The sequence below is a fragment of the Caldisphaera sp. genome, from assembly GCF_023256325.1.
GTDB lineage: Archaea > Thermoproteota > Thermoprotei_A > Sulfolobales > Acidilobaceae > Caldisphaera.
In genome coordinates this window covers 66,396-90,142 of the sequence record NZ_JAGDXI010000049.1, presented here as the reverse complement: position 1 = coordinate 90,142, position 23,747 = coordinate 66,396, and the positions used below count along the sequence as shown (strand labels likewise).

The window sequence follows — 23,747 nt, the reverse complement described above, 5'->3', positions numbered from 1 at the left end:
TTGAAAATTTATTTTATTTTATCCTGTATTTTTAGTTTGCAATATGCATAAAATGCATCATACATAGGGAACTGTTTTTCCATATTTTGATAGTCATCCTCTGAAATCTCTCTAAAACCTATAGCAGCCGCTTTTAATCCTACCGATTCAGGTGGTGGATTAAAGGGTTTATGAGCATCGGCACCTCTTATTATTTTAGCAAGCTCTAGAAGAGCTGGATCATTTAGATTGTATTTTTTGATCAAAGCATCGAATGTAACATATTCTATTCCATTTTCTAAATAATGGTTTAATTCAACTCCTTTAGTATCAAAAGGTATTGCATTTTCCTTCTCAGCAACTCTAAGAACCTCTTCTTCAGGTACAAATAAAAACGTTGCTTCAGGATCTATGAATTTTTTTATAAGCCAAGGACATGCTATCCTATCAACCATAGCTTTTTTTCTAGTAACCCATTTCATAACAAATTCCCCATAAATTCATATTCTTATAATTTAACTATATATTCAATTTAAATTATAAATATTTCTTTGATATAGAGAAAGTTAAAGAAATGCAAATAAAATAGTTTATTAAAATGTATTAGCAATTTTATAAAATTTTCATAAATTGCTTAGACTAAAATTCAAATAGAAGCGAAAACTCTTTAAATTTTAGATTTAAACAGATAATTTATATGAAAAGAACAATGTTATGAGATGAACAATGTTATGGAAAGTAATAAAAACGTTGAAGGAAAAAACATTAATGGCATATTATTAAAAATTTATAGCATATCTCCTTTAGACCTCTACATACTATTTCATCTCAAAAAGGCCAATGTGGATTATGGAAAATCAATAGCATCTATATTAGAAATGCCTATAGATGTTATAACAGATGAGCTTGATAAACTAGAAAACATGGGATTAATTCAAAGACATCAAGGTAGCTCGATTAAAAGAAGTGAAGCTAAGTTTAAACTTGCTGAAGAAGTAAGAAAACATCATACATACTATGAATTAACTAAAGAAACATGTCTAGCTATTAGATATTTAATAAGAAACTATAGTGCTATGAATGATTATTTCAAAAATATTACTGGATATAATAATATTTTAAAGTTACTTATATTTTTAAAGAAAGCAGAAAATGAACATGCTGGGACTATTTCAAAGGTGTTAGGAGAAGACATCGAGAATACAATTATTATTCTTGAAAAACTAGAAAAGCTAGGTTTAGTTAGTATTGTTAAAGAAAAAGTAATAAAAGCTAAGCATAGAAAAGCTAAGCCGAAAGAGGAAACTAGAACGCATCATATTTATTATAGAATAACAAGAATAACAGAGTTAATACTAAGATATTCCGAATTAAATTCCTCTCTTAAATGAGACTGATATAAAATTTAATACTATAAAGTTTAAATAAAGAACAAAGTATTTAATTATATAAAATAAGATTTGCTATTAGGGGATATTATGAAAAAGGAAAGGTTAGAGCTATTAATAACAACTATTATTTTGGCCTTAGTTATTGTCCTAGAAGAATTAAAGATCTTTTCAACCATAAATAATTTTTTCTTATCGCAAATTAATTTAAAAAATAGTTTAATAATAAGGATAACAACGGATACTGCAAGCCTTGAGGCATTTATAGCTTATATGGCAATTTTATATTTTGGATTTGCTATAAAAAGAAAAAGTATTCCGAAAAATGTTATAAGTTTTATAATAGCAATCATAATATCAATGATTGCCACCTTATTTATAAAAGCTTTTACCATGGTACCGAGACCATATGAAATACAACCTCATTGGTCTATAATAACTTCAATAATAAATGCTGATTACTTCTCTTTTCCATCAGGACATACAGTTAGAGTATCTGTATTAGCTTATTACATAACCTACGTTTTTGATTCAACAAAAAAGAGTAAACTAAAATACTTATCCTGGATCTACGCTTTAATTATTATGTACACAAGGCTAGCTCTTCAAGTACATTACTTTAGTGATTTACTAGCAGGCATTATAGTTGCTCTGTGGTCTTCATTGCTAATAATTAATCTGGAAAATGTCTGGGTAAAAATATATAATAAATTGTTTTATAAAATAAAAATATTAAATTGTTTGTTTTATTCTTCAGGTAATCCTTTATCTATTATTTCCTTTAAATCAGCAGTTAAATATGAAGTCTTAACTCCAATGAAATAAACTACTATGCTTATTATAGTAAATACCAAATAATCATATGGATAAGGTATTATTGGAGATGGTCCTAAAGAACCATAGTATGATATTATGCCAGATAGAATATTAAATATAATTAGCCACCATGTTGCTTTAACACTTCTATGATGACTTTCCTTGTATAAGTATGCCATAACTCCTATTTGAAGGAGAGATAAGAGTGCCCAATAAACTGGGAATTCACTTAAAATTCCCCATGAATATGCATTTCCAGCAACAATTATAGCAAGTAATGCCCATAATATTATTGATAATGTAACTACTTTTGATAATGATAGGTTTAGCTTCTTTCTATACGGACCATATAAAACTAATGGTAAACCTGCAATAACTGCAATAATTACTGTGTTTATTAAAGAATAACCTGACCAATAAACTAATAATGCTGCTGCTATAAATCCTAATGGGTATGTTATATACCATATTGGGGCTTTATAAGGCCTTTTTAAATTTGGAGCGATATTTCTTAGAGCATGATTTGTAATTCCTACTGTTAAATAATTATATACGGTTAATAAAGAACTTAAACTTACGACATAGTACCAACTAGGTATTGGTATTAAGAAAGCAATAGCCAAAACAAAAGTTACTAAAATTGCAATCCATGGAGTTTGGAACTTTTTATGAACTCCTGCCAAAAATTGAGGAATATAACCTACCCTAGCCATTCCATATATGTTTCTAGCTGAAGATCCAGTATAGACCGCTAAAGTTCCAGCCGGAGATATGGCTGCATCTATAAGTAATACAAAGGCCCATATTAATAGTAATGGTACTCCTGTTGCCACTAGTTCACTATAAAATGGGTGAGATTGCCATGCATTATATAAACCTGTCCAATTACCTGGAGTTATTCCAGCTGCTGTCCAATTTATACCTCCTGTAAATGCTATTTGCAACAAAACATATACAATTATTACCGTTATTATAGCTAGAATTGTTCCTAATGGTACATCTCTTTGAGGATTCTTCGCCTCACCTGCATATTCTAATCCTTGCCTAAATCCTTCGTATGCAAAGACTATCCCAGAAGGCACCATAGCAGCAAATATGGCAGCTGTACCATGTGGAATAAATCCTCCTGGCAATGATGTCAAATTTGATGGATGAAAATACAACGATAAAAGAAGTATAACAGTTATTAAAGGAATTAATAATTTCCATGCTGTAATAAATCTATTAAACCAGCCAAATACATTAATACCGACTAATTGAATTATAGTAAATAACAATATTAAACCAGCAGCCAGTAAAACACCTATAGGTGTTAATAAGCCCGTAGATCCCACTAGCCCTCCTATATATGAGCTTGCATAAGTAACTATAGCTATAGCCTCTACAGATACTGTTGTGACAGCCCCCAAGAAATATGCCCATGACAACAAATAATTACTAAATATTCCATGACTATAATGATTATATCTAGCCAATGATCCAGAAAATGGAAACAGACCCCCTAGTTCAGCAAATCCAAAAATCATAAAAATAAAGAAAATTCCTGCTATTATCCATGTGAAAATAGATGCAGGGCCTGCATAATATAAAGCGCTAACTGCTGAAAATAACCATGCGGATCCTATCATGCCTGTTATAGAGAGCATAAAAATATCAGTCAAGGTAAGAAATTTCCTTAATTTAACCTGGGATCCCTCACTACTCTGCCGCATCTATCTATTTCACCACAAACATATTTTATAATGTGTGTATTTAAGCTTTTTATTAATAATTTTAAATATTAATAATTGGCCGAACTTAAGTTGATCCCTTTAAACCTTTATTAGATATATCAATTTCTGTTAAATTTAGTAAAATCCTAAAACAAAATATTAATATACACGCAAATTAACCCATATTGAATATATTAAAAATAAGGAAATATTATACCCTATTTATATTTTATTTGTATGGAGTATAGGTGGTGGGTATGGTATTCCCATTCAAAAGCATTGAAGACTTTAAAATAGATATAAAGGATGAGCACGAATTATTTAGAAAATCTGTTAGAGAATTTCTTGAAAAAAACGTAGAGCCTAGATGGAAAGAAATTGAAGATACAAATCAAATACCTCCGGAAATATTTAAACTAATGGGCGAACAGGGATTCTTTGGTATTGGAGTTCCTGAAGAGTATGGAGGTCAAGGTGGAGGCCAATTAATGACAACTATTATGATGGAAGAAATAGCCAGAATAGTACCAAGCCTAGCGGTTGCTGTTGGAGTAAATCACTTATTTGGAGTTCCCATATTAAAATTCGGTAATGAAGAACTTAAGAAAAAATATATAACCCCGATAGCTAAAGGCGAAGCTCAAGGAGCACATGCAAACACTGAACCAAGTGGAGGAAGTGATGTTGCAGGAATTCAATCTAAAGCAGAGAAGGAAAATGATCATTATATAATAAATGGTAGAAAAGTCTTTATAAGCGGAGCAGAAAAAGCAAATTATTTTATAGTTTCAGCAAGAACTAATCCCCCCCAACAAAACAAAAGATGGTGGGGTATAACTGTATTTGTAGTAGAGAAGGAATGGCCAGGAGTAAAATTAGGACAGCATTTCAAAGTATTAGGAATGAGAGGAGAACAGCCTTATGAGGTTATTTTCGATAACGTAAAAGTACCTAAAGAGAACATAGTGGGTAAAATAGATGAAGGTTTCAAGGTTATAGTATCAACGTATGATTATACCAGAATAGGTATTGCTGCTCAGGCTGTAGGTATTGCTCAGGCTGCCTTTGAAAAAGCGTTAAACTATTCATTACAAAGAGAACTTTTTGGACAACAAATAATTAATTTTGAAATGATAGACGAAAAAATTGCTGAGATGTATATGAAACTAGAAGCTGCAAGATTGCTAACTTATTGGGCTGCAAGCCTTGCAGATTCTAATAGAAGTGAATTCATAATTGCAGCAAGCCTTGCGAAGTCATTCGCATCAGAAGCTGCTGAATGGATTTCAAGACAAGCTGTTCAAATACATGGAGGATATGGAGTAGATCAGGAAATGGGACTCGAAAGGTATTTAAGAGATTCCGTAATAACAACCATATATGAAGGAACTAATGAAATACAAAGGCTAACCATTGCCAGAGAGTTAGTAAGACAGGCTTTTGGACTCAAAATCTAAATTCATTAAAATTAATTTTTTACTTACCTCATTTTAAAAATAATTTAAAAACTAATATATGTTAATTTTTCTAATTTCTATCTTTTTTATTTTCGGACTTTTTTCCTTGGTTATATATAAATATATGCCTAAGCAATTTTTGTGGTATGTTAAAAACATCAGTTGCTATCTTAATTATATATTTATCTCTAGGCATATCTTTTTTGTCTATATTTAATTCGATAGCTAATGCCTGCTTTAAAGCTTCTTTTGTTATTCTATTTCTTACTATTCCATCATCGATTGCTTTTGAAATTTTAAACGCAGCATAAAATCTCATGTATTTATTTACTTCATTTTTCTGCTCTGGAAATGCTTTTCTAAGAGATTCAGAGAGTTTTACAACAGTCTTTTGATCTATAAAGCCAAAATATTCTTTTGTCAACCCAAGTCTCATTATTTTAGCTATAGAATTTCCATTTATATCTCCGACTATAGCCAATATTTTATCTTTTGCTCCATCTAAGTTATCAGATAATAAAATTTCATTTACTTGATCCATTTTAATTTCCTGCCCAAATATTGAATCGAAAAGATCTGGGTATTGAACTTCAAGTCCCATGCCATATTTTCCTAAAACATATAAACTTGCCATTTCTTTATCAAATATATCTTTTGGATCAGATGCGCCTTTTATTGGTGATATTTTTTCTTTATTATATTCATTCTTTAACCTCTCTATTATGTATTGTCTAGTAACTTTTTGAGAGTTATTTTCCCACATAGTTATTAAATCGTTCCAAAGATCCATCAATATAGACTTTCTTTTTTTCAAATCTTTGCCTTCTTTATCCATTTATTACACCTTTTATATAATTATATTACCTCCAATAAGAGGCTTATTTTATCCCTACAGTCTCTTTTTCATCATAAATATATGTTAAGTAGAGAATATAAAAAATATTCACTAAAAATAGTTTTTATTATTAAACATAAAATTGATATATTTTAAATAAATTATACAAAATAATGAAAGCATAAAAAGGCTGTTTTTATAGAAGTTTTAAAATTATTAAAAATTAAGAAAAATATTAAAATTTTTTAAGGAAATAAAGATATAATTATAATAAGCTAGCTTTCAATTATAAAATTGGCAGTAAAATAAAGGAGATATTTCATTACTCAAAGGTGGTCAACTTGGGAATAATAGATGACGCAATTGATTTGCTAATAAATGAAGATAGCTTAAGAAAGACATGGATATTATTAATAGCTCTGTTTGGTATTGCTGGTATAGCTATAGTGATTTCCTATAATGTAATAATGCAATCATTTATTGGACAATATTTGCACAGTCAAGAATCTAGTATCAGACAAATAGCCCAAAGCTTTGGAATTGGAAATAATGAATATCTATTACCTTTTATAATATTTGGAAATAACGTTAAAACAGCAATAATAACATGGATATCATCAATAACTATTATTATACCTATATTAATAGTTTTATTTAATGGAGGACTAGTTGGATTTGTTTTGCCAAGTGCTAATTCTAACCCGCCATTAGTTTTATTTTATTTATTGGTACCTCATGGAGTAATAGAAATACCTTCTGTCACATTAGTAGCATCTACTTTTATTTTATTAATTTCAAAAGGCCCTGTGAAAATGTATAGATACTCTATAGGAATTTTAATCATTTCAGTTATAATGTTAGCAGTAGCTGCTTTTATAGAATCATTTATAACCAGAGGTATAGCAGGCTTAGTCGCATCTATAATTTAAAGTTGATTCGAAATGAAGCTAATAGCTTTTTTTATTTTATCATTAGCCCTTCTAACTTTATTTACAACTTTAACAGAAGCTAACATTTCTATAAATTTTACAAAGCAAAATATAACAAAAGAAATAAATAATAATAGCATAACAGAATTTAACCATGGATTATATTACATATATTGCAACAATGTATATGAGGGAAGCATTATAATAAGTGGAACCTATAATATAAGTATTTATTTAAATAACTCCGATATTCTAATCATTTTAAAAAGAGGTTTAATTACATCAATTAAAAACTTAACATTCTATAATAATGGATCTGATGCTTATTTACTTTTATATACAAACGATTCATCTTTAAAAATTTCTAATATAACTACTGGAAAATATAGTATTTTAAATATACCCGGTGTAAATCAAACTTATTATATAAACGACTCAAATATAGAAATAAACATGAATACGCCTTTAAATAATTTGCTTTCTTTTTCTCAGTCATCATGGACAATATATCAATTTTCAAATAATTCTTCTCTTTACATAATTTTTGGAAAAGTTCCTATTAACAGTTATAATTTAGGTAATATAAATAAAGATAGCACTATAAACAATGTAATAATATTAAATAACTCAAATATATTAAAATTAACAGAAAACTACAATAACATATATTATAATATAATATATTATAGTTTGTTAGCACTATCACTCTTGACGCTTGGCGTCGCGCTGGTGGCAACAAATGCAAAAAAGAAATAATATTGATGAAGCTATTGAAAGTTGGAAAGCAGGTAACCCTATATTACTATATGATTCTTCAAATAGGGAAAGCGAGATAGATATGGTATATCATGCTTCAAATGTTAATCCAGAGGCCATCTATAAGCTAAGAAACGAAGCTGGTGGGCTTATTTGCTTTGCTACATCATGGGAAATAGCAAATGGGTTAGGATTAATATGGGGAGATGAATTAATATCTAAAATTCCTAATTTAAAACCTTTAACAGAAAAGCTTTTGTTCTATAAAGATAGACCTGCATTCACAATATGGGTAAACCATATTAACGTTAGAACCGGAATAAGTGATAACGATAGGGCATTGACTATGAACGAACTCTATAAAACAGTTAAGTTATATGTAGAGAAAAGAAAAGAAGATGCTGTAAAGAAATTTATAGAAGAGTTTCAAGCGCCAGGTCATGTCCCATTATTAGCAGCTAGGAGCTTAAAAGAGAGAAGAGGACATACAGAACTAAGCATAGCTTTATCGCAATTAGCAAAATTAGAACCAGCAACAGCATTTGCAGAAATGTTAGATTTTGGCGTTTCTTTAAGCTTAGAAAAGGCTGAAAAATACGCCAGAAAAATGGGTTACATATTAATAAGTGGTAAAGAGGTGTTAGAGGTCTGTGAAGGAGAGAAAATGTGTTGGAATTATTGATACAACATTTGCAAGGGTAGATATGGGATCTATTGCATTGAAAGTTCTAAAAGATTTATTACCAGACTATATTATAATCAGGCATACTGTCCCTGGAATAAAAGATCTGCCTGGAGAAGCCAAAAGATTAATAGATTATGGTTGTGATGGTATAATAACCTTAGGATGGGTTGGATCTAAACAAGTTGATAAATATAGCTATATAGCTTTATCAGTCGGATTAGTTATGTTATCTATATTATCAGGAAAAATAATTATAGATGTTACAGTCCATGAAGATGAAAGTAATGATCCTAATGAATTGAAAAAGATTGCAATAGAAAGAGCTAAAGCTCATGCAGAAAACTTAGCGATATTAATTAAAGAGGGTGGAGAAGGTTTAGTTAAGAAGGCAGGACAAGGTATTAGACAAGGATATGAAAATGCAGGACCTTTATGATGTTATTTTCTTCTATATCCTATTTGTGATATAAGTGAACCTATTAATGCCATTGATGATCCTATTACTTGCAAAAATGTTGGCAATATCTTTATTAAATATATTGTAAACAAAAACGAAACTACAGGGGTAAGCATAACAATTGAACTGCTTTTTACTGGACCTACAAGTTTAACAGCATAGAACCATAATAACCAAGCTAACGCCTGAATAATTACTGTAGTATATATTATTAATAATAAAGATTTTAAATTAAAAACAAAATAATAACTTATTGGAATAAAAGCCAATATAAAAGGTGCAGATATTAAAGACATATAAGAATTTAAAGCAATTACATCTTTGTTAGATAAATTTTTAACGAAATATACAGTTCCTAAAGCCCAGGACAGCCCACTAATCAAAGAAAAAATTAATCCTAGACTAAAACTAATAGATGATAAACTAGTCAAAAATATTCCAATAAAGCCAATAATTATTCCTATATATTGAAAATACGTTATGCTCAATTTTAGATAAAACCTACTTAAAATAACTACAAATATTGGTTGTGTATAGACTAAGACCGCTGCTAAAGATGGATTTTTTGAATACATTATACCAAGGTTTAAAAATATTAAAAATAATCCCATATTTAGTAAGCCTGCTATAGTTTCTTTTACCCCATATATAATCTTTTTCCATAAAATTAATATAATTAGACCTCCAATAAATGATCTTAAAAATGCCACATATATAGGGGATATATAATTTTCAAGTATCTTAACAATGGGATATGCAGATCCCCAAATCAACGTAACCAATGCTATATAAATGTACCCCTTTATATTATCATTCATGGCAAATCCTAGTATCTGTATTCTATTTAATTTATAAATGTTATTAACAATAAATAAAATCTAAACGCTATTAAAACATATAAACCAGCGAAACTGTATTAACCCTTGAAGAGAGTGTAAGAAATGAAAGTTATAATAATAAGATCAGAAATGGGCAAAATAATTTCAAGTGAACTTGTAGAAGGAGAATTAGATCAAATTATTAAAAAGAAAAGTGAAGATGCGATGAAAGAATGGAACCCTGAAATAAGCGATTTTATTGTATTGAGGGATGTGAGAGAATTAGAACTTCCATTACCACTAAATCCAGAACTTGTTGATATATTAAGAAATGTTGGAACTTTAAGCAGAACATCAGAAAAGGCCATAGCTAGGTTTCCAATCTATACAATAAGTTTCGAAAATATGATGATAGGAGAAGATAACTATGTTGAGCATAAAATATATTTAATATCACCGTACATAAATGAAGATATAAAAACTGAACTAGAAAAAGAAGCTGTTGAAATCACAACAGAAAAAGTTTCACCAGAAGGTATTGAAGAAGAAGGAGAAGACGAAGAAGAGTAAATAATAAGATGGTGCCTATATTTTGGATCTATTTAATACTAAAGATCTAATAAATTCTATTATAATGCTTTTTGTTGTTTTAGATCCCTTTACAGTAATCCCATTTTATATTCCTACAGCAAACCTATTACCAAAAGATAAAAGACCTAAATTTTTAAGAACTTTGATACTAGCTGCAGTTTTTATGTTATTGGCATTTACAATAATAGGCGAATATGTATTTAAGATATTAGGGGTAACTTTCAATGATTTTAGAATAGCAGCTGGTTTGATTTTGCTAGTATATGCAATTTCTAGCCTCTTTGACATAGAAATTGGCGCCCCTAAAAATGCCCCAGAAAATATAGAAAAAGAAGCAATAGTTCCCTTAGCTACTCCTTTATTAGCTGGCCCGGGAAGCATCTCAACAGTATTATATATAAGATATTCTTATGGATATCCAATAGCATTAATAAGCATCTTTGTAAACATAATTCTTGCTTACTTAATTTTATATGGTGGACAATATATAATGAAACTTTTAGGAGAGCATGGAGCCCTATTAGTAGATAAATTTATGAGCCTAATACTAGCAGGGTTCGCTATAAGTATTATAAGGGCTTCAATAATGAGCCTCCTCTAATTCTTATAATAATTACTTTGTTTGTTATTTCAATTTATGTGCAAAAATTTAAAAGAACGTTAATTTTTAAACCAGAGATTTACATAATATTTTCGGTAAAAGGGTGAATTAAAAATGAGCGTTCAGTTTGCAACATTAGGTGACTTAAAAAAAGGAAGCTATATAGTAATAGATAATGAGCCTTGCAGGGTAGTAGAAATAACAAAAGCAAAGACAGGTAAGCATGGCAGTGCTAAGGCGCACGTAGTTGCAGTTAGCTTATTTACTGGGCAAAAGAAAACTCTAGTTGCACCTACAGATACTCAAGTTCAAGTTCCAATTATTGAGAAAAAGAATGGTCAAGTGCTGGCTGATTTAGGAAATAATCTACAAATAATGGATATGGAATCATATGATACGATAGAGGTAGAAAAGCCAAATGATGAACCAGAACTTCTTGAAAAACTCAAACCAGGAGTTGAAGTTGAGTACTGGTTAATAATGGGTAAAGCAAAAATAGTTAGAACAAGAAGCTAGTCAGGTGAAATGTAAAAATCTATTTTAGCCTTATGATAGTCCCTTATTATTGTTTTTGCTGCTTCATCTATATTAGGCTCTTTAGTTTTTCTATATATCCACATTCTTTTATATGCTAATTGTTCAAGTATTTTATAAGGATCTTTTTCTTCAATTTTATAAGCATCAATAAAGGCTTTAGGGTTGTATTTTAATATTTTTTCTATGAGGGCTACAGCTGGTTTAACTGGATCTTTTAGTTCGTCAACACCTTTACCTCTTATTATAGATTCGGGAAATCCTCCTTCTATTGGCATCACTCCTGGAGAATCTAAGATATAAACACCATTTTTTATTTTATATAGAGTGAAAGATCTTGTATAACCTGGACTACCTGGAATTGGGCTTGTTTGAGCACTTTTCTTCCCTTTTATAGAATTTATTATGCTCGACTTCCCAGTCTTCGGATAACCTACTAGTGATACCAATGATCCATTCCCATTTGAATAATTTTCTATTTTTTGTATTAATAGAGACCTATCTTTTCTTCTCCATATAGAATAATAAATGCAGTCAATACCATTGGAAATAAACTTTTCCTTCCATTTTTCTGCAACACTATATGGAACTAAGTCAGATTTATTTAACAGAAGTATGAGTTTTTTATTAAATGATTCAGCCATTTCTTCAACTCTTTTGCTTCTAGTTGAAATTGGATCCCTAATATCAACCACTTCTATTACAATATCGGATCTTTTAATCGTTTTTGCAATATCTCTCCAACTTGCCAATATCATTATAGATTCACGCTTTTATTATCTATAAAAATATTGTAATTATTAGAACTTATAAAAATATTCACAAAAAGTTTATTGCAAAGAGTTTATTATTTTGTAATTATTTAATAATTTTAAATATAAAGCATACTTCTAATATATTATAAAAATGACAATATGAATATATAAACTTTGCGTTATACTTATAAGTAGGAAAAGTTTAAAAGGTTTGGTGAAGTGCATGTCTGAAAAGCAAGATTCTGGTAAGGATAAATCTAAGTCTAAGGTGAATTGCCCGCCTGATAAGATAATTTATGATGCTAATATGGGAGCTAGAATTTGTCTAGAAACAGGAGAAGTTATAGAAGAACAAGTTATCGGAGACGAGGCAGAATGGCGTGCATATACACCAGATGAAAAGGCTAGAAGAACAAGAGTAGGAGGACCATTATCATTAAGCAAACCAAATATGGGAGTAGACGTGTATATTGGCAGTTTCCATGAAGGAAGCGGTAAAAAAATTAGAGGCTTATCAAGAAGGATAGATATGCTAAGGTTACAGCGTAGCTATAGAATGGGAAGGACTCTAAGCAGTTTAGAGAAAAATATAAACCAAGCATTAAAGATTTTAGATGAATTATCTACACATATGGAATTATCGAATAAAGTGAGAGAAGAAGCATCGAAAATGTATAGAGATGCTACTCAAAAAGGATTAACAAGAGGCAGAAGCATAGAAAGCGTTGTTGCAGCCACATTATATGCAGCGTGCCGTAAACTCAGGATACCATGCACAATTGATGAAATAGCTAAACATTTATCTATAAAGGACAACGATGTCAAAAGAGAGATAGCCAGATGCTATAGGCTTCTAGTGAGAGACCTTGAGGTTGATATACCTGTAATAGAACCAGAATTGTTTGTAAACAGAATCGTTAGTGCTTTAGGACTTCCTGATTATGTAACGGTAGAAGCAATAAAAATATTGAGAGAGGCAAGAGGTAAAGGAACAACAGCAGGTAAGGATCCGAGTGGTTTAGCAGCAGCTGCAGTTTATTTAGCAGCTCTTAAGCACGGATTAAGAAGAACTCAAAAAGAAGTAGCTCATGTCGCAGGCGTAACTGAAGTTACTGTAAGAAACAGATACAAAGAAATTGCAGGAGAAGCTGCATCTAAATTATCTTAATTTAATTTAACTATTTTTTCTAGTGTAGGTATTGTAAATTCTAAGTTTAATTTCTTTAAAGTTTCTTTTGTTGGAACACCATTTTTATCCCATCCTCTTAAATCATAATAATGATCTAACAATTGATTATAGCCTTCGTAACTTAATTTACCGCCTGCTAAAGGACCTTTAGTTAATGGTTTCTTAAACCATTTTTCAGGAGGCATATCATAAGATCTATTCCACGTATTAAATTCTCTAATCCAGAATGCTCTAATCAAAGCATAAATCCTATCAGCAATTTCATATATGACATCCCATGTATATTTTAAACCAGTTGCATAGCTTAACAACAATGGATAATGATCTAAGTTAAGCCCAATTTCTACCCAAGGCAATCTGCATGTAGTTATGCTTTCAAACATTCCTCCTCTAATTCTTTGTAATTCTATAACTTTTGCGGCCTTTTCTCTACTATAAGAAAATCTGTCATTTTGAACCTCCCAACTTATGACCCATGCATCTTTATGATGTGCTCCTATAGGAGAAGTGGAAAAAGCTAAAGCCATACCAGGCGCAGTATGACAATCATAAGCGCTTGCCTCAAGCCCTTTTGCATTCACAGCAAAGTCGCAACCACCAATTTTATTACAAGCATGCATTGTGCCCTCTGCAAGCAAATTGCCTAATTCGGTTTTTCTAAATGCTATTTCAGAAACTAAGTCTCTATATAGTTTTAAATCCCCCCATTCCAATTTCCTTCCATCAATTCCTTCTAGCAAACCTTTTTGACTTGCTTCTGTTCCCCAACCCAATACTCCTCCTAGACTTATTGTATCAATGCCATATTTATCAGCTAAAGTATTTAAGACAGCAACATCTTGCAATCTATTTATTCCTATATTACTTCCTAAGATTGCAACGTTCTCGTAATCAAGCTCGCTTTTGTTTCCCTCAGAATCTGTTATTACATTACCGCATTGCATATTACAGCCAGGACATCCTCTTTGATCAACTTTCAAAGATTCCATGGTATATCCATCGATACCTTTATATTCATCGAAAACGCCTTCACTAAAATTATAAGTCGGTAAAACACTTGCTTCCTGGGCCCAATCTATAGTTGCCATTGTGCCTTCTCTCATCCAGAAGTTATAACCAGGCCTTTCTCTAACTTCCTTTAAAGCCTTAGCACCTTCTATTTTAAAATTCTTTTCATCAAATAAATCGTAACCCTTAGTTCCCTTGATTACAACTGCTTTTATTTTCTTTGATCCCATAACAGCTCCAATACCGGGTCTGCCCCCACTCCTACCTTCTTGGCTCATAACTGTTGCAAATCTTACTAGGTTTTCTCCACCTGGACCTATTTCAACTATACCTGAAAATCTGCCAAATCTTTTCCTTAACTTCTCCTCAGTCTTCCAACTATCCATACCCCATAAATCATCAGCATCTTCGAAACTTACCTTATCATTTTCAATATTAAGTAAAACAGGTTTTTCTGATCTGCCATAAAACACTATAGCATCTAGTCCTGATTTTCTCATCTCAACTGAAAATAATGTACCTATATTTCCATCACCATAACCTCCAGTTAAGGGACTTTTTGATGCAACCTGTAGCTTTCCACTGCTTGGAATTGGCATCCCAGTTAAAGGACCTATAGCAAATATCAAAAGATTTTCAGGAGAAAACGGATCAACTCCGGGCTTATTATATTCCCACAAAATTCTAATTGCGAGACCTCTTCCTCCTATGTATTCCATTGCCCATTCTTTGGGATATTCTACAGTCTTTGTCTCTTTTTTGTTTAAATCTATCCATAGTATTTTCCCATTCCATCCTTTCATATAAAACCACCAACTATATTAAAAGAAATTGAAGATTTTAATATTTGTTTCTATAAGTTAACCTTATTTCCATTTTTTAATAGAACAAATGGGATCTTTAAAAAGCGAGAAATATCTGTAAATAATAGGCTTAGCCTCTATAAAAATATCGAGGTGCAAAGAGTGTCTCAGTACAGGCAAGACATAGGGGAATTTTTAAAGAATCTTGATAGATGGATATCTATGCAACAAGCAGTTTTAGAATCTTTTAAAGATAGTTATCCAAAAGTTAGAGATTCCGATAGATTAGATATAATTGTTCATACAAGAATTGCGTTCAATCATATGATAAGAACATTAAAAGCTTTTGATGATTGGCTTCAAGATCCATTTATCACTACAAATGCTTCTAAAGATCTTTTAATTCAAGTATGGGATCAAACAGTAAATATATTGCAACAACTGATTTCAATGGATATAGGGCATACTTCTCAAATGAGAAAAATGCTAGACGAACTATCAAAGGAGGGAAAACTGAACCCATTAGTAGCAAGATTTAGGGAAATAGGAGAAGAAAGGAGAGAAGAGGGAAGAGGGGCAACAACTATATCATTTTAAAACTTTTTAACTCAAATTTCTATAATTCTTTTAGGTGATCTAAGTGTCAAAAGAAGTTGAGAAGAAACAAGGCAAACAAGTAAAGGCTAAAGAAGAAAAGAAACAGATAAGTGCTTTTGAAATTAGTCCCGAATTATTGGCTAAGGCTAAAAAAGATTTGGCCAAAGTAAATTATATTACTCCTAGCAAGCTCGCAAGTAACTATAGCATAGCAATATCAACAGCCAGAAAATTATTAAAAGAGCTTCAAAAAGAAGGAATATTAGCTCTCTATTCTCCAAGCAGAAGGAACCCAATATATATACCTAAACAAGAATAAAAAATTTTTATATTGTTTGGAACAGGGATTTGTTTATATTCTTCTTTAATTACATTAAGCTGATGGAAGGTGTATAATCAATGCCAGATTATGTAATAGTAGGATCAGGTATTGTTGGCTTAGCAACAGCTTATTATATATCTGAGCAAGATAAAAATTCATCAATATTAGTAGTTGATAAAGCTGATGGACCGGGTGCTGGGGACACTTCAAAAAGCGCAGCGGCTTTTAGATCTGCATTTACTAGTAAGCTAAATATTATGCTTTCTAAATCAAGTATAGATTTTTACTCGTACCTACAAAATATAAAAAATTTTGAATTGGGTATGAAGTTTGTTGGCTATCTGTTTTCATTAGATAAAAAAGAATATAGCAATATAAAGAAAGGCTTAGAATATGCGGAAAAGCTAAACATTGAATTTTCTGAATTAGAAAACGACTTTTTAGAAGAAAATCTTATGATCAAAACTCATGTAGAAGATAAAGAAGAAGCAAGTCTACTTAATGCAGGAGATATATATAAATCATATTTATTTAAAAACGCAGGCATAATAGATCCAGAAAAAATAGTAGACTATTACTATAATAAACTCAAAGAAAGAAATGCGAGTTTTTCTTTTGGTGTGGGAATTAAGGAGTTTATAGTAGAACCAGAAAATCCATTAGGTATAGAAGGAGAACCTTTTGTTTGGGAAGAAACAAAAGTTAAAGGAGTAAGGTTAAACGACGGAACTATTGTAAAATCTAAAAAGAAAACTATAGCAGCTCTAGGGGCATGGAGCAACATATATTTAAACAATATAGGTATTGATTCATATAGTAGGCCTAAGAAAAGGCAAATATTTTCAATAAGAGCAGATAGCGAAGAATTGAAAAAAATATTATACGCAAACAATTTTAATAAAGAAAAATCAATGCCTTTTGTAATCATGCCTAAAGGTGTATATATTAGACCTAACCCATCAGAAAACACTTTTTGGATAGGTCTAAGTGATGAAATAGGAAGAAAAATCGAAGCAGAAGATAATCCTTTACCAGAGGAAAACTTTTATGTTTATAATATATTACCTATATTATCATTATATTTTGAACAATTCAAAGAAAAGAATCCATACGCATCTTGGGCTGGTCATTATGATATAAGTTTCGACGGGCAACCAATTATATATGAACCCTTCGAGAGCAATCTAGTAGTTTCAGCAGGTACAAGTGGAAGTGGAATTATGAAAGGAGATTCCATAGGAAGAATCACTGCCAGTCTTGCAACTGGAAAAGAATATGCAGAGCTCTTTAATAAGGAGGAATTTGAAATATCATGGCTAGGTCTAGAAAAAAGGTTAATAGAAAAAGAATTTTTAATAATATAAAACTTTTCTGCTAAAAACATATCTTAATTATTAAATATAATATTATGGGGTCTAAATTGAAAAACAAAAGAAAAATACTATTAATAACTACAAACGCAAAAAGCTTCCCAGAACCTGATATTTTATTAGAAGATGACTATTCTTTTTATTATTTAGAGATTAAAGATTTATATAGTATGAGTAAGGAGCAGCTTATTAATAAGATGATTAATTATATTAATGAATATGATATCATAATTTTACCAGGTAATTTAATATGGGATTTTAGCGAGTTTAACGGAAAAATAGTTAAGGGAACAATTTTTCAAAATTACTTATTTGATTTAATTAAATATGTAAAGCCAGAGGAACTAAGTCCCAAAGTTAGCGCTGATAAAATCTATGGAAAAATCCTTAGACTTATAGTAGAAGATAAAATAAAAAATATTACTGAAAAACCATTGTTTAAAATTAAAAACCTGGAAATCTATAAATCTTTTCCTAGAGTCTTTGCTGAGATTTTCCTGTATAAAGAAGAAAAAATAGATAATGTAATTAACATTGCAAAAAAATATATAGAGGACGGAGCAGACTCAATAATTTTGGGAATAATGCCTTCTATATCTTATGATTATTTGAAAAACATAATTTCTTCATTAAATAAAATAATTTCAGTTCCAATAGGATTAGATGGCAATATAGAGATTTTAAAGAATTTTAAAGATGAAGTAGACATACTTATGAGCTTTTCTATAAAATCACTTTATGAAAATATTGATTGGCTTTATGATAAAGTCTCTGTACTATTGATCAACGAAACAAATGAAGAGATTAAAAATAATATTAGAGAACTAAAAAATAGAGAACTAAAAATAATATTAGACCCAATAGCTTATCCTCCATTAATCCCAGGATTCTTAGATTCTTTGATAAGAGCTAAAGCAATATCTGATTTAGGTTATCCTATAATGATGGGAGTTAACAACGTATCTGAGCTAATTGATGCAGATACCACAGGCGTAAATGCATTATCAACTTTTTTATCCATAGAAGCAGGGGCAAGTATAATATTAACTGGAGAGGCAAGTGTTAAAAATAGAGGGTCAGTTTTTGAAGTAAAAAAGGCAATAGAAATGGCTAAAGAGTCAATAACACTTAAAAAACCACCTAAAGATGGTAGCATAAATCTTTTAGCATTAAAGGAGAAAGATTGGTTAAGTAATAAGATAAAGATATATGGAGATAGAGACTTAATTAATATAATTTTTGATGAGAAGACCATACAAATATCATGTAAAGATGATTGTCCCATATCTAAATTAAATAGCTTGGAAAAGAAAGACTTAATGAAACTATCAATATTAATTTTTAGATTTTGCTCGCCTTGGTCTATGGAATGGGATTGCTAAATCTAATAGTTTTTATGTTTATTTAACCTCAAAAACAAGTTTTTTATTAATTTTGTAAGACTTCTTCAATTCTACTTAATTTACTTTCTATTTTAGCAAATGCTTTTGTATATGAAATCTTATCTGGAATGCATTTTATACACAAGGGTGAAACTGATATGTATCCTTTTTTAACCATAACTACATCACTATCTTCATCTCCACCTACATAAGCTTCGTCTAATTTTTCTGTTTTCCACCCCATGACTTGATAAACATTTTCGCTAGAATCAATTTTAACATCTATGTTTGAAAGCCATGAAATTTTGGTTACCTTAATTCCTAATGGATTTACTGAAGGAAAATTAATATTAATTAAGTCTATTTGTTCATCCTTAAAAATTTCTAACGATAATAAAGATATTTCAGCAGTTATCTTTGCTGCTTTTCTTAGTAAATTATCTTGTTCTTGGTTTTTTATACCTCTTAAAACAGCAAAGCTAGATGCAATACCTTTATAGCCTAGCAAAACCCCTTCTAATGTTCCACCAATTGTACCGCTTGTAAAGAAATCCATTAAGCCCATATTTGGGCCTATGTTTATCCCAGACAGTATTAAATCGGGTTTTATATCATTTAAAAGATATTTTATTCCTATTGCTACAGCATCAGCAGGTTTTCCATCAACACACCACGATTTTTTAGCATATTTTACATCACATTTCTCAACTTTAACATTAAATGAATGTGATTTTCCTGCTCCGCTAACTTGATTTTTTGGAGCAACAACATATACATCAAATCCCTTTTTACTTAACTCTTCTATTAAATATTTTATTCCAGGACTTTCAATACCATCGTCGTTGGTTACCATCACTGAGCCTATCATTTTTATCACTCTTTTCTTTAGCAATAAATTAAAGTATTGCTAAATTTTTATAGTTTACTAAAATTAGTTAATAAAAATTAGTTAAAGATATTAGTTTCAATTAACATATTAAAATTGAGGCGATAAAATTGAATCAAAAAGAGCCTTTTTTGTTTAAGAGCTACGAAAGAATCATAGGAATAGCCCACGATGTAAATGAACTAAAGAATGAGCTTGAGAGACTTTCTAAAATAGATCCAGATGCCGTTAATTATCATATAAAAGAAAAACATATAGCAAAGTGGCTTTATTATATAGGTGAAAATGAACTTGCAAAAAAATTTGAAAATGTAAAAGATGTAAACGAAGCACTTTCGCTTTTAAATGAAGGAAAAAAGCCTGTTCATGAAGAGATTCTCTCAAAAGAAAGTACAACAGCGGAACAACCAAAACCTGAATCACAACAGAAACCAAAAAGAAGAGGAGGTAGAAAGAAAAAATCACAATGAATTATTTTATAAGCATATAGGTTTAAGGGGCAAAAAACCTGCCATTCATAACGGTAATAGATAACTTCCTTGCTATATTTTTAATTATTTATCCTGCAATTTTTAAGTAATGCCGTGCTAATTGTAGGATTCCATTTTATCATATGCTAGCTTTAAGTGTGTTACTAGTTGAATTTATCATGTGAAATAAACAATATACTGTAGGCTTACATCTATTTTTACTAAAGAGGTGGAAGAGGTCTAACTTACACAAAGTTAAGATAGTTGACTTTTGATTTGAGGAAACAAATAAAATACTAAAAGCTCTATTATCAAGCTTTTCAACAACTATATGGAGAAATACGATAAGAAATTGATCCTAGTAGAGCTGATCTCTGAGAAGTGTATCAAGTAGAGTCTTGTGAAAGAAGATTTGTCACTATCAGATCATACATTTTCCTGTTTTTCGTGTGGGTTGCTGACCTGATTAAAATGCATAATTAAACATACTTAAAAAATGGGTCGGGAAAAATCCTTAGTCCTGTAAAGTCTCGTAAGAATTTAAAATAAATATCCTTTATCCGTTTTACTACATATATGGTAAAGTCATGAAGCAGGAATCTTGTCCTTTAGGATGGGATAGCTCATATGTTTTTATTCTCTCAATTAAATATACAAATAGGGATAAAAATTGGTCGATTTTAATAAAGAAGTTGAAGAGATGCTTTCTCTATACGATACGTTTCCAAAACAAATTCAGGAAGGATATAAAAAAGGTATTGAAATAAAATCATTTAATAAAAAATTCAAAGGAGTTATTTTATCAGGTATGGGTGGTAGTGGAGTAACAGGCGATTACATAAGAGTTTTAGGGTTAAACTCTAAAATTGATATTCCTATAGAAGTGGTTAAAGGAGATACCTTACCCAGTTGGGTTAACAAAGATTATTTGGTTGTTGCTATTAGTTATTCAGGTAATACACATGAAACTCTCTCATGTGCAAGGCAAGCATATAGCATTGGAGCAAATGTTATAGCAATAACTAGCGGTGGAAAATTAGAAGAACTTGCTAAGAAAAACGGATCTCCAATCGTTTCAATTAATAAAAACTATTATCCCAGAACAGCTATAGCAGAACTAGTTTCATCTGCATTAGGAGCTTTAAAAGCTCAAAATATAAACTTGATAAATGATAATGAAATTAACGAAGCAATAGAAACACTCAAAGGAACCTCAAGAGGAGAAGGATTAAATATTGCAAGTAATATCTCAGATAAAAATCTTTACATAATATCAGGTTGCGGCCCATATGAATTATTAGCTAATAGATGGAGACAAGAATTCAGCGAAAATGCTAAGGCTATAGCAAAATCAGAATTATACCCTGAATCAGCGCACAATGACATAGTAGTATGGCAATTGGATCAAATGAAAAACACAGCATTTATATTATTTGTACCTGACGAAAAAGAAAAACTATGCTTTATTCTTGCTAACTTGTTAGAAAAAATTTATAAAAAACAAGGGTCGACTCTAATAAAAATAAATCCAAGAGGCAATAATTTATTTTCAAAGCTCATTCAAAGTACATTGCTTGCAGGTTATGTATCAGTATATTTAGCAAAGTTAAAGGGAATTAATCCCACAGATACATCAATAACTGGTGAATATAAGAAATCACTCGAAAAGGCTAATTTGAATTAATTAAATTTATTTCAAATAATTTAATTTTTATATATAATAAAATTTCAATTTCTCATATAAAAAATATATTAATGTTGATAATTTATTATTAACGTTGGTGTACGATATAGTGCATAAAATAGGGAATGAAGAAAGCCAAGGTTTATATCAATACAAGGCTATGATTCTAGATAGTGTTCATGGATTTATACCAATAAATGCAGGAGAATATTGGATACTCCAAACACCTTTTATGAGAAGGCTTCATAACATTAAACAACTTGGAGCAAATTATCTAGTTTTTCCATCAGCCAAACACACAAGGCTTGAACATTCCCTTGGAAGCATGCATATAGCTTCAAGAATGGCCAATAAAATTTTAAATTATGCCTTGTCAGAGCACAATTCTAAACTATGTGCAGCTCTTTTTACTACTTGCAATGAAAAAGCTTACAATAGCTTTATTCAAACAGCAAGATTAGCGGGTTTGCTCCATGATTTAGGACATCTAGCTTTTAGCCACATGATCGAGTCTGGAATAAAAAACCTTTTAGCATATTCAAATGAAGATAAAAAAATAAGTGAAGATGTTTCTAAAAAACTCAGAAATATATTGTCTATGTTAGCAGAGAAAGGGGGTAAAGTACATGAATTCTACACGTATTATTTCATAAATCAATTGTCAAAAATGGCAGAAAGAACTGAATTCAATTTACTGGATATATCAATAAAAGCGGCTTCCGTTTCTCTTTTCGAAGAAAACAATTGCAAAGTTTTAGAAGAACTCAATTTGACAAGTGAAGCAGCACGAATAATAAAAAGTATAATCTCTAACGAAATAGTTGATGCTGATAGGCTTGACTATTTGCAAAGAGATGCATTGACTTCAGGTATTGTTTATGGAAATATAGACATCGATAGGCTCATATATGGTATTAAGCTCTCAATGGATGGAGAAAAAACATATATCACATTAGATATGAAGAGCATGCCTACTTTAGAAGATATATTTGATGCAAGGTACAAAATGTATAAATCAGTTTATTTCCATCATAAATCCATTGCAATAAGCAAATCTGTGGAAAAATTTGTTAATGGTCTAGCAGATGAGTGGGATAAAGTTAAATTAGATTTGTATCAAGATATAGATCTCGCTGATTTCCTTAATCCCATAAAGTTATCCAATGCCATAGCTAATGATAACTATTATTTTGATGATAATGAAATGGATGTCATAATAAAAGCATCAGCAATAAAAGGTTCTACTCAAATAAAAAGATGGGCTCTAAGCTTATTGAATAGGAGAGAACTATTACCAATATCTGTATTTAAAAGACCAGAACAAGTTATGATAATAGCATCCCAAGTATTAGAAAAACTTGGTAGAAAATCCTCAAGTGAAAACATAAGAAAATTAGTTAAAGGAATAGATAGAAATAGAATTAACGACTTTGTTAGAGAAAAATCAAATATAGATTCAGTTAAGGTGGACTATTATGACGAAGAAATAATTAGTGAAGATAAAATAATGAAAATATCAAATATATTTAATTGGAAAGAATCAATGTATATAAGAAGTTTAGTTCAAATTGGTTCAATACCAGTTTTTCTGGTATATGTTTATTCTGATAATGAAAATGACCATATGATCCTGAGAAGCAAAATTAATGATATAAGGAAATCTGTATCTGAAGAAATCTCTGGTATATTTGAAGAAAAAGCTAAAGAAATAGATTAAACTGCC

General features: G+C 30.4%; 25 protein-coding genes. 18 read left to right on the top strand and 7 right to left on the bottom strand.

The genetic code is table 11. From position 1 onward, the window contains the following. Positions 1–8: 8 nt before the first annotated feature. Complete coding sequence (locus Q0C16_RS07790) at positions 9–461, bottom strand: chromate resistance protein ChrB domain-containing protein (RefSeq protein ID WP_292321055.1); 453 nt, start codon at positions 459–461, stop codon at positions 9–11. A gap of 249 nt (positions 462–710) precedes the next feature. On the opposite strand from Q0C16_RS07790, the gene Q0C16_RS07785 reads away from it, so the two are divergent. Both Q0C16_RS07785 and Q0C16_RS07780 read left to right on the top strand, forming a co-directional pair. Continuing rightward, positions 711–1,370: a DUF2250 domain-containing protein gene (locus tag Q0C16_RS07785; protein WP_292321052.1), complete on the top strand. Its 660-nt coding sequence runs from the start codon at positions 711–713 to the stop codon at positions 1,368–1,370. 87 nt (positions 1,371–1,457) lie between these two features. Next, positions 1,458–2,192 carry a phosphatase PAP2 family protein gene (locus tag Q0C16_RS07780; RefSeq protein ID WP_292321050.1) on the top strand — a complete coding sequence of 245 codons (735 nt, stop codon included), beginning with the start codon at positions 1,458–1,460 and terminating at the stop codon, positions 2,190–2,192. Here the strand turns inward: Q0C16_RS07780 and Q0C16_RS07775 are convergent. Next, positions 2,114–3,895 (bottom strand): APC family permease, encoded by a 1,782-nt coding sequence (locus tag Q0C16_RS07775; protein ID WP_292321048.1) that lies wholly within the window; start codon positions 3,893–3,895, stop codon positions 2,114–2,116. The genes Q0C16_RS07780 and Q0C16_RS07775 overlap by 79 nt on opposite strands. Before the next feature lie 257 nt (positions 3,896–4,152). Between Q0C16_RS07775 and Q0C16_RS07770 the strand changes: the two genes are divergently transcribed. Further along, positions 4,153–5,352 (top strand): acyl-CoA dehydrogenase family protein, encoded by a 1,200-nt coding sequence (locus Q0C16_RS07770; RefSeq protein ID WP_292321046.1) that lies wholly within the window; start codon positions 4,153–4,155, stop codon positions 5,350–5,352. Positions 5,353–5,422: 70 nt separating this feature from the next. Here Q0C16_RS07770 and Q0C16_RS07765 read toward each other — a convergent pair whose 3' ends face one another. After that, positions 5,423–6,187: a DUF2192 domain-containing protein gene (locus Q0C16_RS07765; protein WP_292321044.1), complete on the bottom strand. Its 765-nt coding sequence runs from the start codon at positions 6,185–6,187 to the stop codon at positions 5,423–5,425. A 341-nt stretch (positions 6,188–6,528) separates the two neighbouring features. Here Q0C16_RS07765 and Q0C16_RS07760 point away from each other — a divergent pair, with 341 nt between their 5' ends. The 4 genes from Q0C16_RS07760 to ribC are packed head-to-tail and all read left to right on the top strand — an operon-like array spanning position 6,529 to position 8,993. After that, positions 6,529–7,116: a stage II sporulation protein M gene (locus Q0C16_RS07760; RefSeq protein ID WP_292321043.1), complete on the top strand. Its 588-nt coding sequence runs from the start codon at positions 6,529–6,531 to the stop codon at positions 7,114–7,116. Between the two features lie 12 nt (positions 7,117–7,128). After that, a complete protein-coding gene (locus Q0C16_RS07755) occupies positions 7,129–7,872 on the top strand; it encodes a hypothetical protein (RefSeq protein ID WP_292321042.1) in 744 nt (247 codons plus the stop codon). Beyond that, positions 7,856–8,554, top strand: a complete 699-nt coding sequence (locus Q0C16_RS07750; protein WP_292321041.1) for a 3,4-dihydroxy-2-butanone-4-phosphate synthase — start codon at positions 7,856–7,858, stop codon at positions 8,552–8,554. Before Q0C16_RS07755 ends, Q0C16_RS07750 begins: the two co-directional genes overlap by 17 nt. 22 nt (positions 8,555–8,576) lie before the next feature. Further along, positions 8,577–8,993 carry a riboflavin synthase gene (gene ribC, locus Q0C16_RS07745; protein WP_367117938.1) on the top strand — a complete coding sequence of 139 codons (417 nt, stop codon included), beginning with the start codon at positions 8,577–8,579 and terminating at the stop codon, positions 8,991–8,993. 2 nt (positions 8,994–8,995) lie between these two features. On the opposite strand, the gene Q0C16_RS07740 is transcribed toward ribC, so the two are convergent. Then, complete coding sequence (locus Q0C16_RS07740) at positions 8,996–9,832, bottom strand: DMT family transporter (RefSeq protein ID WP_292321038.1); 837 nt, start codon at positions 9,830–9,832, stop codon at positions 8,996–8,998. A gap of 123 nt (positions 9,833–9,955) precedes the next feature. Here Q0C16_RS07740 and Q0C16_RS07735 point away from each other — a divergent pair, with 123 nt between their 5' ends. From Q0C16_RS07735 to Q0C16_RS07725, 3 genes are all read left to right on the top strand, one after another. After that, positions 9,956–10,402 (top strand): DUF2286 domain-containing protein, encoded by a 447-nt coding sequence (locus Q0C16_RS07735; protein ID WP_292321036.1) that lies wholly within the window; start codon positions 9,956–9,958, stop codon positions 10,400–10,402. Between the two features lie 22 nt (positions 10,403–10,424). After that, positions 10,425–11,024: a MarC family protein gene (locus tag Q0C16_RS07730; RefSeq protein WP_292321034.1), complete on the top strand. Its 600-nt coding sequence runs from the start codon at positions 10,425–10,427 to the stop codon at positions 11,022–11,024. Positions 11,025–11,138: 114 nt separating this feature from the next. Continuing rightward, entirely contained in the window at positions 11,139–11,540 is a 402-nt protein-coding gene (locus Q0C16_RS07725; protein WP_292321032.1) for a translation initiation factor IF-5A, read from the top strand. Here Q0C16_RS07725 and Q0C16_RS07720 read toward each other — a convergent pair. Next, positions 11,537–12,316, bottom strand: a complete 780-nt coding sequence (locus Q0C16_RS07720) for a GTPase (RefSeq protein ID WP_292321030.1) — start codon at positions 12,314–12,316, stop codon at positions 11,537–11,539. The two genes, Q0C16_RS07725 and Q0C16_RS07720, sit on opposite strands and share 4 nt — an antisense overlap. Before the next feature lie 220 nt (positions 12,317–12,536). Between Q0C16_RS07720 and Q0C16_RS07715 the strand changes: the two genes are divergently transcribed. Then, positions 12,537–13,481 carry a transcription initiation factor IIB gene (locus Q0C16_RS07715; protein ID WP_292321028.1) on the top strand — a complete coding sequence of 315 codons (945 nt, stop codon included), beginning with the start codon at positions 12,537–12,539 and terminating at the stop codon, positions 13,479–13,481. Here Q0C16_RS07715 and Q0C16_RS07710 read toward each other — a convergent pair. Beyond that, positions 13,478–15,313 carry an aldehyde ferredoxin oxidoreductase family protein gene (locus tag Q0C16_RS07710; RefSeq protein WP_292321026.1) on the bottom strand — a complete coding sequence of 612 codons (1,836 nt, stop codon included), beginning with the start codon at positions 15,311–15,313 and terminating at the stop codon, positions 13,478–13,480. The genes Q0C16_RS07715 and Q0C16_RS07710 overlap by 4 nt on opposite strands. Before the next feature lie 162 nt (positions 15,314–15,475). Between Q0C16_RS07710 and Q0C16_RS07705 the strand changes: the two genes are divergently transcribed. The 4 genes from Q0C16_RS07705 to Q0C16_RS07690 all read left to right on the top strand — a co-directional run bounded on the left by Q0C16_RS07705 (position 15,476) and on the right by Q0C16_RS07690 (position 18,984). Next, positions 15,476–15,910, top strand: coding sequence for a DUF2153 family protein (locus Q0C16_RS07705; RefSeq protein ID WP_292321024.1), 435 nt, complete (start codon positions 15,476–15,478; stop codon positions 15,908–15,910). A gap of 43 nt (positions 15,911–15,953) precedes the next feature. After that, positions 15,954–16,229 carry a hypothetical protein gene (locus Q0C16_RS07700; protein ID WP_292321023.1) on the top strand — a complete coding sequence of 92 codons (276 nt, stop codon included), beginning with the start codon at positions 15,954–15,956 and terminating at the stop codon, positions 16,227–16,229. A gap of 80 nt (positions 16,230–16,309) precedes the next feature. Then, entirely contained in the window at positions 16,310–17,596 is a 1,287-nt protein-coding gene (locus tag Q0C16_RS07695; RefSeq protein WP_292321021.1) for an FAD-binding oxidoreductase, read from the top strand. A 56-nt stretch (positions 17,597–17,652) separates the two neighbouring features. Further along, positions 17,653–18,984, top strand: a complete 1,332-nt coding sequence (locus tag Q0C16_RS07690) for a hypothetical protein (RefSeq protein WP_292321019.1) — start codon at positions 17,653–17,655, stop codon at positions 18,982–18,984. A gap of 46 nt (positions 18,985–19,030) precedes the next feature. On the opposite strand, the gene surE is transcribed toward Q0C16_RS07690, so the two are convergent. Then, entirely contained in the window at positions 19,031–19,852 is an 822-nt protein-coding gene (gene surE / locus Q0C16_RS07685) for a 5'/3'-nucleotidase SurE (protein ID WP_292321017.1), read from the bottom strand. A 128-nt stretch (positions 19,853–19,980) separates the two neighbouring features. Between surE and Q0C16_RS07680 the strand changes: the two genes are divergently transcribed. From Q0C16_RS07680 to Q0C16_RS07670, 3 genes are all read left to right on the top strand, one after another. Beyond that, positions 19,981–20,340, top strand: a complete 360-nt coding sequence (locus tag Q0C16_RS07680; protein ID WP_292321015.1) for a hypothetical protein — start codon at positions 19,981–19,983, stop codon at positions 20,338–20,340. Positions 20,341–21,010: 670 nt separating this feature from the next. Then, a complete protein-coding gene (locus Q0C16_RS07675) occupies positions 21,011–22,024 on the top strand; it encodes a bifunctional phosphoglucose/phosphomannose isomerase (RefSeq protein ID WP_292321013.1) in 1,014 nt (337 codons plus the stop codon). A gap of 97 nt (positions 22,025–22,121) precedes the next feature. Then, positions 22,122–23,741 carry an HD domain-containing protein gene (locus Q0C16_RS07670; protein WP_292321010.1) on the top strand — a complete coding sequence of 540 codons (1,620 nt, stop codon included), beginning with the start codon at positions 22,122–22,124 and terminating at the stop codon, positions 23,739–23,741. The last annotated feature ends 6 nt before the right edge of the window (positions 23,742–23,747 follow it).

Bases quoted from the DNA above. Each gene is read 5' to 3' on its own strand.
- ribC (WP_367117938.1), top strand. From the start codon at position 8,577: ATGGGATCTATTGCATTGAAAGTTCTAAAAGATTTATTACCAGACTAT.
- Q0C16_RS07695 (WP_292321021.1), top strand. From the start codon at position 16,310: ATGCCAGATTATGTAATAGTAGGATCAGGTATTGTTGGCTTAGCAACA.
- Q0C16_RS07720 (WP_292321030.1), bottom strand. From the start codon at position 12,316: ATGATATTGGCAAGTTGGAGAGATATTGCAAAAACGATTAAAAGATCC.
- Q0C16_RS07710 (WP_292321026.1), bottom strand. From the start codon at position 15,313: ATGAAAGGATGGAATGGGAAAATACTATGGATAGATTTAAACAAAAAA.
- Q0C16_RS07785 (WP_292321052.1), top strand. From the start codon at position 711: ATGGAAAGTAATAAAAACGTTGAAGGAAAAAACATTAATGGCATATTA.
- Q0C16_RS07740 (WP_292321038.1), bottom strand. From the start codon at position 9,832: ATGAATGATAATATAAAGGGGTACATTTATATAGCATTGGTTACGTTG.
- Q0C16_RS07790 (WP_292321055.1), bottom strand. From the start codon at position 461: ATGAAATGGGTTACTAGAAAAAAAGCTATGGTTGATAGGATAGCATGT.
- Q0C16_RS07735 (WP_292321036.1), top strand. From the start codon at position 9,956: ATGAAAGTTATAATAATAAGATCAGAAATGGGCAAAATAATTTCAAGT.
- Q0C16_RS07765 (WP_292321044.1), bottom strand. From the start codon at position 6,187: ATGGATAAAGAAGGCAAAGATTTGAAAAAAAGAAAGTCTATATTGATG.
- Q0C16_RS07725 (WP_292321032.1), top strand. From the start codon at position 11,139: ATGAGCGTTCAGTTTGCAACATTAGGTGACTTAAAAAAAGGAAGCTAT.
- surE (WP_292321017.1), bottom strand. From the start codon at position 19,852: ATGATAGGCTCAGTGATGGTAACCAACGACGATGGTATTGAAAGTCCT.
- Q0C16_RS07775 (WP_292321048.1), bottom strand. From the start codon at position 3,895: ATGCGGCAGAGTAGTGAGGGATCCCAGGTTAAATTAAGGAAATTTCTT.
- Q0C16_RS07770 (WP_292321046.1), top strand. From the start codon at position 4,153: ATGGTATTCCCATTCAAAAGCATTGAAGACTTTAAAATAGATATAAAG.
- Q0C16_RS07750 (WP_292321041.1), top strand. From the start codon at position 7,856: ATGCAAAAAAGAAATAATATTGATGAAGCTATTGAAAGTTGGAAAGCA.
- Q0C16_RS07780 (WP_292321050.1), top strand. From the start codon at position 1,458: ATGAAAAAGGAAAGGTTAGAGCTATTAATAACAACTATTATTTTGGCC.
- Q0C16_RS07755 (WP_292321042.1), top strand. From the start codon at position 7,129: ATGAAGCTAATAGCTTTTTTTATTTTATCATTAGCCCTTCTAACTTTA.
- Q0C16_RS07715 (WP_292321028.1), top strand. From the start codon at position 12,537: ATGTCTGAAAAGCAAGATTCTGGTAAGGATAAATCTAAGTCTAAGGTG.